Origin of the sequence: Novosphingobium sp. B-7 (assembly GCF_000410615.1) — a bacterium.
GTDB classification, from domain to species: domain Bacteria; phylum Pseudomonadota; class Alphaproteobacteria; order Sphingomonadales; family Sphingomonadaceae; genus Novosphingobium; species Novosphingobium capsulatum.
In genome coordinates this window covers 1,806-11,569 of record NZ_KE148340.1, presented here as the reverse complement: position 1 = coordinate 11,569, position 9,764 = coordinate 1,806, and the positions used below count along the sequence as shown (strand labels likewise).

10 protein-coding genes and 1 tRNA gene are annotated in these 9,764 nt (G+C 66.1%); 4 read left to right on the top strand and 7 right to left on the bottom strand.

Annotated elements, in window-relative coordinates; all coding sequences use genetic code 11:
* The 3 genes from H926_RS34670 to H926_RS0112205 all read left to right on the top strand — a co-directional run.
* The coding region (locus H926_RS34670; RefSeq protein ID WP_371256241.1) for a Ppx/GppA phosphatase family protein at positions 1-684 on the top strand (684 nt) is incomplete at its 5' end.
* Positions 681-1,391, top strand: coding sequence for an RlmE family RNA methyltransferase (locus H926_RS0112210; RefSeq protein WP_022676557.1), 711 nt, complete (start codon positions 681-683; stop codon positions 1,389-1,391). The genes H926_RS34670 and H926_RS0112210, both read left to right, overlap by 4 nt.
* Before the next feature lie 125 nt (positions 1,392-1,516).
* Positions 1,517-1,590, top strand: a tRNA-Cys gene (locus H926_RS0112205).
* A gap of 129 nt (positions 1,591-1,719) precedes the next feature.
* Here the strand turns inward: H926_RS0112205 and H926_RS0112200 are convergent.
* The 7 genes from H926_RS0112200 to H926_RS32515 all read right to left on the bottom strand — a co-directional run bounded on the left by H926_RS0112200 (position 1,720) and on the right by H926_RS32515 (position 7,649).
* Entirely contained in the window at positions 1,720-2,079 is a 360-nt protein-coding gene (locus tag H926_RS0112200) for a hypothetical protein (protein WP_028657924.1), read from the bottom strand.
* Positions 2,080-2,103: 24 nt separating this feature from the next.
* Positions 2,104-2,424 (bottom strand): hypothetical protein, encoded by a 321-nt coding sequence (locus H926_RS0112195; RefSeq protein WP_028657923.1) that lies wholly within the window; start codon positions 2,422-2,424, stop codon positions 2,104-2,106.
* A gap of 117 nt (positions 2,425-2,541) precedes the next feature.
* Complete coding sequence (locus tag H926_RS0112190; protein WP_022676555.1) at positions 2,542-3,993, bottom strand: DHA2 family efflux MFS transporter permease subunit; 1,452 nt, start codon at positions 3,991-3,993, stop codon at positions 2,542-2,544.
* A 78-nt stretch (positions 3,994-4,071) separates the two neighbouring features.
* On the bottom strand, positions 4,072-5,391 hold the full coding sequence (locus tag H926_RS27200) for an MFS transporter (protein ID WP_022676554.1): 1,320 nt from the start codon (positions 5,389-5,391) through the stop codon (positions 4,072-4,074).
* The gene (locus tag H926_RS27195) at positions 5,388-6,254 is read right to left on the bottom strand and encodes a substrate-binding domain-containing protein (RefSeq protein ID WP_022676553.1); all 867 of its coding nucleotides are present in this window, start codon (positions 6,252-6,254) and stop codon (positions 5,388-5,390) included. Before H926_RS27195 ends, H926_RS27200 begins: the two co-directional genes overlap by 4 nt.
* Positions 6,255-6,438: 184 nt before the next feature.
* Entirely contained in the window at positions 6,439-7,365 is a 927-nt protein-coding gene (locus H926_RS0112175; RefSeq protein WP_028657921.1) for a LysR family transcriptional regulator, read from the bottom strand.
* Positions 7,362-7,649 carry a hypothetical protein gene (locus H926_RS32515; protein WP_148291730.1) on the bottom strand — a complete coding sequence of 96 codons (288 nt, stop codon included), beginning with the start codon at positions 7,647-7,649 and terminating at the stop codon, positions 7,362-7,364. Before H926_RS32515 ends, H926_RS0112175 begins: the two co-directional genes overlap by 4 nt.
* A 178-nt stretch (positions 7,650-7,827) precedes the next feature.
* On the opposite strand from H926_RS32515, the gene H926_RS27190 reads away from it, so the two are divergent.
* Positions 7,828-9,764, top strand: a 1,937-nt coding sequence (locus H926_RS27190) for a DegT/DnrJ/EryC1/StrS family aminotransferase (protein ID WP_148291733.1), incomplete at its 3' end; no start/stop codon positions are given.

Genomic DNA, 9,764 nt, shown 5'->3' with positions numbered 1-9,764 from the left:
GGGCGGGCCGTGCTTGCCTGCCATATCCTGCTCGAACATGGCGATGGGCCGGCCATGATCTTTGACATCGGCGGCGGATCGACCGAGATGGTGCTGGTCGATCCGGCCGATCCGGTGCCGCGCATCCTCGATTGGCAAAGCGTGCCGTGGGGCGTAGTCTCGCTCACCGAAGGTGTGGGGCCGATCGCCGACAGCCCGGCCGCGCGCGCCGCCGCCTATGCCGACATGCGCGCGCGCGTCGCCGAAGGCTTTGCCCCGTTCATCGAGCGCATCGCGCCCACCCGCGCGCGCGCCTTGGCCGAAGGGGCGATTCGCCTGCTCGGCACCAGCGGTACGGTGACCACGCTGGCCAGCCTCCACCTGGGTCTGCCGCAATATGATCGGCGCGCGGTCGATGGGCTGATCGTGCCGACCGCGGCGATGCGCGGCATCAGCCAGCGCCTGGCGCATCTCTCGCCGGCCGAGCGGATCGCCGTGCCGTGCATCGGGCGCGAGCGGTCTGACCTGGTGGTGGCGGGCTGCGCCATCCTGGAAACCATTTTCGATATCTGGCCGGCCGATCGGCTGGGCATTGCCGATCGCGGCATCCGCGAAGGCATCCTGCGCTCCCTCATGGCCACTGGCGGCGATGCCGTGCGCAGCCGCGAGGCGCTGCGCCAACTCAATAGTGGAGCAACCCCATGAGCCGTTCCGGCAAGGATCCGCACGAACGCCTGAAAACCGCCAAGAAGCGCACGGCGTCTTCGGCGCGCTGGCTCTCGCGCCAGATCAACGATCCCTACGTCAAGCAGGCCCGCGCCGAAGGCTGGCGCAGCCGCGCCGCGTTCAAGCTGATCGAGCTGGACGAACGCTTTGCCCTGCTCAAGGGGCGGCAGCGCGTGGTCGACCTCGGCATTGCACCGGGCGGCTGGAGCCAGGTGGTGCGCAAGAAGGCACCGGCCGCGCGCGTGGTCGGGATCGACCTGCTGCCAACCGAGCCGATCGATGGCGTGACCATCTTCGAGATGGACTTCATGGCCGATGAAGCCCCTGCTGCGCTGGAAGGCGCGCTCGACGGCCCGCCCGATCTCGTGCTGTCGGACATGGCCGCCAACACCGTGGGCCACAAGCAGACCGACCACCTGCGCACCATGGGCCTGGTGGAAACGGCAGTGGATTTCGCCATCAACACCCTGGCCCCGGGCGGCGCCTTCGTCGCCAAGGTCTTTGCCGGCGGCACCGACGGCGACCTGCTCACCATCCTCAAGCGCAATTTCACCACGGTGAAGCACGCCAAGCCGCCGGCCAGCCGCAAGGACTCCTCGGAATGGTACGTGATCGCCCAGGGCTTCAAGGGCCGCGCCGTCACGAGCAACCCTGCGGATGATCCGTCGGGCGAACAGGACGCCTGATCCTGATGCGCGTGCATGGCCGGGGATAATCCCCGGTCGTGCAAAGAATCCCGTTGCGATGCGCGCCACTCTCGGCTAACCGCCCGTCTCCCACCAGCGGCCCCACCCGGCGCCGCGCGACGAGAGGCCCGATGGCGGAGTGGTGACGCACCGGACTGCAAATCCGTTTACGCCGGTTCGATTCCGGCTCGGGCCTCCATCGCAGCTGGGTTTCATCCCATACAGTGCCGATTTCGGTCTCAGCTGCCGCAGGCGACCTCGGCGATAGACCTCGCGATTGGGCGTGGTTGGGCGCGCGCGAGGCAGGGGGCTGCGGCGCCAGCGCTGCTCATTGATAGCGCAAGGTGTTCTCGAACCCGATATTGGTCTTGGCCATCTTGGCCAGTTTCCTGAGGTTGGCGCGGACATATCTTTCAAAGCGCCGGTCGTCATAGATGCCCGTGGTCTGATAGTCGTCCTGCCCCAGCAAGTGCTTGAGGCGGGCGGCGAAGGCGGTTTGGTCGCCCTGGCGCGCGGCTGCCTTCACGGCGCGGCAGACCCATTCCTCGGCGGCTGCCTTGTCATAGTCGTCCTGGCCTTCATATCCCCGCCGGTCTGCCGCGATCTGATCCAGCCGTGCGGCGTCGATGCGGCATTCCAACCACGTGCAGACCACGTCGCTTTGCCAGGGTTTTGCCGAAACGCTCATCATGCTCTCCAAGCTTGTAACGGCCTAGTTGCCGTCTGCATCGACGACGAACACCATGGTCTTGCCGCGCGACATCGGCTCCCACCCGGCGAGCAGGGCGGCGCGAATGCCGCGTGACACCAGGGCGTCGCTGATTTGCAGCCGGCTGGGCGGCAAGCCTTTCAGCAGGCGCTTGGGAGTGGGAAATTCGAGGATCGCGCCACGCGGGGCATCTTGCTGGAGCAAGGCAACGGCCATGCCCCGCCAGCCATCAAACTCGCTCCATTGCGGCTCGCGTCGCAGTTCCCAATCGTAGCGAAGCCCGTCAACCTCGACGGTACCGGCAAGCCTGTGCATGTTTGACATGGCGATGCGGTTAGCAGGATTCCGTCGCCAAGCCACGGCAATGTCGACCGCATGATCGATGGGAAAGAGACGTGCGCCGTCTGATCATGGGCGCCGGGGCACTTCTTGCCGGAAGCGTCACGGAGCCGCTGCGGGTTTGGTGAGAGCCTGGCCTGCCTCTGCCGCAAACCTGCGGTTCCAGATGATGGCACTGCCCGAGATGACGGATACCAGGAGGAAGGCCAGGGAAAAATCACCGAGCGTCAGCACCCCGCGACCGGCCATCCGCGGGGCCAGTTCCAGCGTCGCTGCGGCGAGGCAGATGCCGAGGGACATGCTCAATTGCTGGAACGTGGCATAGAAGCTGGTCGCCGAACTCATGCGTGCTTCGTCGATATCGGCATAGGCGATGGCGTTGTAAGCGGTGAACTGGAACGAGGTGAAGAACCCGGCGACGAGCAAGATCAGGACGATCAGCGGCAAGGGCCATTCCGGTCGAAATGCGCCGCACAACGCATAGCCCGCCGTCCCCGCCAATCCGGACACGATCAGGCTGCGACGAAAGCCCCAGCGCCGCAGGATGCGCGGGGCCAGCGTCTTCATCGCCAGCCCGCCGATGGCGACCGAGACGGTCAGCGTCCCGGTCAGCGCCGCGGAAAAGCCGAAGCCAAGCTGGAACAGCAGCGGCAGGAGGAACGGCTGCGCGCCCTGGGTGATGCGCGCCAGCGATCCTGCAATGACCGACAGACGGAAGTTGGTGGTGCGCAGCAGCGCAGGGTCGAGGATCGGGTTCTGGGTGTGGCGCGCATGGAGCAGGTAGGCTGCGGCAAGCAGGCTGCCGAGAACCAGCAGGGCGAGGGCCATGGTCCCCGTGCCGCTGCGGCTGGCGAGTTCCAGCCCGAACAGGATGCAAGCGAGTGCCGCCCCGGACAGGAAGAAGCCGGCCCAATCGAACCGCGCCTGCAATCCGTGGATGTTGGGCACCAGCATGATGGCAAAGACGATACCGGCAATGCCGATCGGGATATTGATGTAGAAGATCCAGCGCCAATCGAACCAGGTTACGATCATGCCGCCAAGCGGAGGCCCGAGAATCGGGCCAACGAGGGCCGGCATGACCAGCCACGACAGCGCCTGGACGATCTCGCTCTTGTCGACGCTGCGCAAGACCACCAGCCTGCCGACCGGCACCATCATCGCCCCGCCGATGCCCTGCAGGAACCGTGCCGCGACAAGCGATGGCAGGTTGAAGGCCAGCGCGCAGGCCACCGATCCAACGAGGAAGATGGCAATGGACAGGCAGAACACGATGCGCGATCCGAATCGATCGGCAAGTGTGCCGCTGGCCGGGATGAACAGGGCCAGCGCGATCAGATAGCTGGTCAGCGCAAGGCTCAGCGTTGGCGCCGCCACACCCAGATCCCGGGCCATGGTGGGCAGCGCCACGGTCAGCACGGTACTGTCCAGTTGCTGCATGAACATGGCCGAAGCGACGACCAGCGCCGTGCTCCTGAACGTGCGAGGACGGGCCGCGATGCGCTGCCACAGCCCTGCGGACCGTTCGATCGCCCTATCCGTGTTTGCGTTCAATCCCTTATCCTGACGAGAGAACCGTGCGGGTCATGTTCCAGAAGACGGCCCGCATTGTGTTGAAGAGAAGGGCAGGGGTCAGTCCTTGGCGCGGGCCGCGTGCTTGCCGCCGATCACAAGCGCGAGCAGCGAGAGCAGGGCGGCCGCGGCGCACCATGCTCCCGGGACTGCCTTGTCACCGGTGGCGCCGATCAACGCGGTGCTGATAGCCGGGGTAAAGCCACCGAAGATCGCCGTCGCCAGGCTGTAGGCCAGGCTGAAGCCCACGGTGCGGACGTGCGCAGGAATGATCTCGGTCAGGAAGACGATGAACGCGCCGTTGTAGGTGGCATAGATGGCCGCCAGCAGCAGTTCCACCGCCAGCAGTCTGCCAAAGCTTGGCGCTGCGACCAGCCAGCTCATCAGCGGGTAGGCCAGCAATCCGCCCAGCACGGTGGCCGTGATCAGCAGCGGCTTGCGCCCAACCTTGTCGGACAGCGCCCCCATGACCGGCAGCAGCGTGAAGTTGGCAAGCCCGACACACGCGGTGACGAACAGGCTTTCACCCGAGGACAGCGCGAGTTCCTTGCTGCCGAAGGTCGGCGTGTAGGCCGTGATCATGTAGAAGAACACGGTGGTCATCACCGCCATCAACGTGCCCTTGAGCACCAGGCCCCAGTTCGCAGCGACGATGCCCACGATCTGGTTGAGCTGTGGGTGCTCCTTGCGGTTGAGGAACGCCTCGGTCTCTTCCATGTGACGACGGATGACGAACAGGAACGGGACCATGATGCAGCCGATGACGAACGGCACACGCCAGCCCCACGCCTGCATCGTTGCGGCATCGAGCGAGTTTGAGGCGAGCAGGCCGATCAGTGCCGCGAAGACCACGGCGGCTTGCTGGCTTGCCGACTGCCACGCGCAGAAGAAGCCCCGGCGGTGCGGTGGCGCAATCTCGTTGAGATAGACCGATACGCCGCCCACCTCGACACCGGCCGAGAGGCCCTGCACCAGGCGACCGACCAGGATGATGATCGGTGCGGCCAGGCCGATCTGCGCATAGGTGGGCGTGATGGCGATGGCCAGCGTGCCCGATGCCATGAGGCCCAGTGTCAGCAAGAGACCTTTGCGGCGGCCGTGATTGTCGATGTAGGCGCCCAGGACCAGCGCGCCGACGGGACGCATCAGGAAGCCCGCGCCAAACGTCATCAGCGTCAGCATGAGCGAGGCAAATGCGCTGCCGGTCGGGAAGAACGCCTTGGCGATGTAGGTGGCGTAATAGCCGAACACCATGAAGTCGAACATTTCCAGGAAGTTGCCGCTGGAAACGATGAAGATCGACGTGAAGGCCGAGCGCGTGCTGGCCCGTGGCGCTGCCGGTGTCGCTGGCGGCGGATTTGCGGCGGAAGCTGGGGTCATGGCTGAACCTTCTGCGGTGCAGGCTCGAGTCCGCTTTCGCGGATGATGGCACGGGCCTTGGGAGAGGCGAGGTAGGCAATGAGCGCCTTCGCGTCGGCAGGATGGGGCGAATAGGCGACGACGCCGGCGGAAAAGGCCGTGACCTTTTGCAGGTCGGCCGGCAGCAGGCCGACGATGCGGATACCCTTGACCGGCTTCAACTCGCTCAGTTGCTGGAAGCCCAGCTCTGCCTCGCCACTGGCGACAATCTGGCCGACGGGCGTTGCCGGGATCATCCGGCCCTTGCGGCGGACCTGATCGGCGATGCCCAGCTTGTCGAGCATCGTCGTCTGGATATAGACGCCCGAAGCACTGTCGGACCATGCCAGGGACCTGGCGGCGAGCAGCGCCGAGCGGACTGCTGTGGTCGTACTGATGTCGGGGGCGGGCGCGCCAGCCTTCACCGCGACGGCGATCTTGGACAGCACGAGATCCGTTTGCGTACCAGGCATGATGGAACCGTCGGCAGTCAGCGTGTCGAGCGCAGACCTGGCCAGGATGACGACGTCAGCAGGTTCGTGGCGTTCCAGGCGGTGTGGGATCGCTTGCGGGGTCTCGCCCATCGAGGGACCGTGTGCGGTGACGATGTGGACGCCGGTTTCCCGCTCGTACTGCCGCGACAGGCGCGCGAAGGCGGAGGTGAAGCCGCCCGAGGTCAACACCCGCAGTTCCGTGTGCGGCCCGTGTGGTGCGGGTGTGCTGGCAGGCGTGTTGGCACTGCATCCGGCCAGCGCCGCCATGGGCAGCAGCAACCTTCCCAGCATGCGGCGCAGCTTGTTCGGGGTCTGGCGCGCACGCGCAGGGGCGATAGTTGGCGCGTTCATATATCCTCTCACTGCTTGCTCGACCCGCTAAAGCCGCCACCGTTGACAAAGGGGGCGGCAGCTTCACGGCAGCAACAGGAAGTCAGAATATGGCCGCTTCATCAAATGCAACGATCGGCGCTCTTTATGCGTTAAGTGCATAAATCATGCGCTTTCGGCTGGCCCCCCAGCCGCCACGCTGCCTTCAATCGGGAATGGTGTCGTTCCGACCGCGCTCCCGCCAGGCGTCGCAGAGCAGGCCGAGCAGCCGATGCGCGGCAGGAGACAATGCGACGGCAGGACGACGCAAAACGCCGATGGTGCGGAAGATTGTCGCGCCCTGCAGCGGCTTCCAGACGAGATCGCGCGCCTCTGGCCCTTCGCACGCCAGCCGTGGCAGGATGGACGCGCCCAGCCCGGCATCGACCAGCGCCAGGGCCGAGGTGAGCCGGGTAACTTCGTAGAACCACCGCAGATCGAGATTGAGCGGTGCCAGGCCCGCGTCCAACGTCGTGCGGTTTCCGCTTCCCGTATGGACCGTCACCAACCGCAGTCCCACCAGGTCTTCCCAGCGCGGCTTGTCGATTGCTGCGAGCGGATCATCCTTGCGGCAGACCAGTCCATAGTGATCGTCGTAAAGCGGTTCGAACACCAGATCGGCGTCGCTCGAGACCGGTAGCGCAAGGCCAAATTCCGCTGCGCCGGTGCGAACCGCCTCGGCGCACTCCGTCGCGGAAAGGTCCAGCACCCTTACCCGCACATTGCGATAATCCCGCCCGAATTGCTCGAGCACGCTTGGCAGAAAACGAACCGTTGCGCTGGGTATGCTGGCCAGCACGATCCGCCCGTCCTGCCGCTCGCCCAGCGCCATCTTGCCAAGGAGCGAGGTGTCGATTTCGTCGAGCAGGCGGCGGACCAGTGGCATGATCTGCTGGCCGGCCGGGGTCAGGCGAACGCTACGGGTGCTGCGTTCGAACAGCGCCTCTCCCACCAGCGCTTCCAGCTTCTGCACCCGGCGGCTGAGCGCGGGCTGCGACAGATTGAGCTGGTGCGCTGCGCGAACGAAGTTGCGGCACTCGGCAACAGCGACCAGCGATCGCAGGTCGAGTATTTCGCAGTTCAACAGGCTCACCCTGGTCGTTTAGCATGCGCGTGCCGGTTGTTGCACCGGCAAATCACGCCGCCTAGCTCGAACCGGCGCCCGTCGCCGATCATGCCCGCGTCTATGCAGACCAGCGGGGTGCGCTGGTCGAGATCGTTGCCGACCGGGAGGTGTTCGCGGTGGTGAATGGAGCCAAGTATCGGTTGCGGGTGACCGTGATCACCGCAGGCGCTTGTAACCGGGCGACACCCGGCAACGATCTGATGGCCAAGACGGTGCTGCCACGGCTGGTAGAAGCCGATCAGCGGTTGCATTCGCCATCGACCAAATCCCCAAAATAGCGCGGATGGCAAAGTTGGCGCAGCGACGCGTTAGTATTTCGCAATGAATCCGTCTCGGCATTGGACATGGCGATCAAAGTCATTGCTAACGGCATGTTAGGGATGGCAAGGCAAACAGGCGCGTGTTTCCTGCTGCCAGGGATGCCCTGCGATGCCCTCGATTCCACTTATTGCCCCCAATCCCCCGCGCTTCAGCGCCCTGGCCGACGAGCTTGCGGCGATCGAGCAGCGTGGCATTTTCAGTAATGGCGGGCCGGCGGTGCGGGCGTTCGAAGCCGCGGCGGTGGCACAGCTGTTTGGCGGGAAGGGGGATTGCCTGGCCGTCGGCAATGCCACGCTGGGCCTGATCCTGGCCCTTCGGCATGCTGCCGGGCCGCGTCTTCGTCCTGGCGCTCTGGCACTGGTGCCGGCCTTTACCTTTGCCGCCACGGCCCAGGCGGTGGAATGGGCCGGCCTGACGCCGCTGATCCACGATGTCGATCCGCAGACCTGGGCCTCTGATCCCCAGGTGGAAGAGCGCCTGCTCGTGCGTCATGGCGCCCGCGTGGCGGCGATCGTGCCTTATGCGGCATTCGGGCGCAGCCTCGATCTTGATCGCTATGCCTGGCTGGCCCGGCGCTATGGCGTGGCGGTGGTCATCGATGCGGCTGCCTCGCTCGGCAGTTGCGATGCCGGGGGCCAAAATTTCGGCGCAGGCGCGCCATTTGCCGTGGTCTATTCGATGCACGCCACCAAGACCTTTGCCACGGGTGAAGGCGGGCTGATCCACAGTGGCAATACCGACCTGATCGCGGCCCTGCGGCGGATGAGCAACTTCGGTTTCGGGGCTGCCCGCGCGGCGGAACTGCCCGGCCTTAATGCCAAGCTGTCGGAAGTGGGCGGCGTGCTCGCCATGGCCAAGCTGGCGGAACTCGATGCCGTCTGCAGCCATCGTGCCGCGCTGGCCGATGCCTATCACGCGGCCCTGGATCGGCTGGGGCCGGGCTTTGCCGCCCAGGCGCCGATGGCGGCGGGGCGGCAGGCGTTCCAGTTCTGGTCATTGCTGCTGCCGGCGCACCTGGCGGCACACCGTCCAGCCCTGATCGCTGCCCTGGCCCAGCGTGGCGTGGGCGCCGGCCACTATTTCAGCCCGCACCTGGGCATGCAGCCGTGGTTTCGCGACCATGCCCTGATCGAACCTGTGCCGGTGAGCGATGACCTTGCCGCGCGCGTGCTGTCCCTGCCGATCACCGATGGGATGAGCCTTGCCGATGTCGATACGGTGATCGAACAGCTCGTGGCCGCCATCGCGGCGGTCACACCGGGCGCTGACGGGCGGCCAAAGGGGGATAAGCAGACGATGCCGCCATGCGCGATGTTCGAAACCGTGCTGATCGGTGGCGGCCCGGCCGGCACAGCGATGCTGACCGCCGCCAGCAAGCAGAACCGGCTCGGTGTCCTGGCCGAAGGATTGGCCGTGGTGGAGCAGGGGCCGGCATTGGGGCGGGGCGAACTGGGTCAGTATGCCATCCGCTCCGACAGCACGGCCGAAACCTTTCTCAGCGCGGTCAAGGACAATGCCCATTCAGAGCTTGCCGCGCTGATCGATCATCCGGTGGGCATGACCATGGCCGGGCACATCGGCGCCTTGGGCGCACCGCTGGTCGAGGCGGGAGACCTGCTCGCAGTGACGGGAGACCGGTTGCGCGATGTGGCTCTCGCCCATGGCGCCAGCGTGCTGACCGGGCATGCCGCGCTGCGTGCCCAGCGCGAAAGCGACGGCCGCTGGCGCACGACGGTGCGGGATGGTGCGGGGCAGACGCGTGACCTGCTCTCGCGCCATATCGTGCTGGCCACCGGCGGCTATCAATGCCCGCAGGCGGTGCACGCGGCGCCACTGGCCGGGGGCACGCTGGGCGACATTGCCGGGAAGCGCCTCGTGCTGTCCGACGCCTTCCTGCGGCTGGGCGGAATGGATGCGCTGCGCCAGCGGCTTGCGGCGCGGAGCAATCCGCACAGCGCCCCGCGCATTGCCATCGTTGGTGGATCGACCAGCGCGCTGGCGGCGGCGGTCCTGCTGCTCAAGGCCGATCCTGCGCTGTCGCTCGG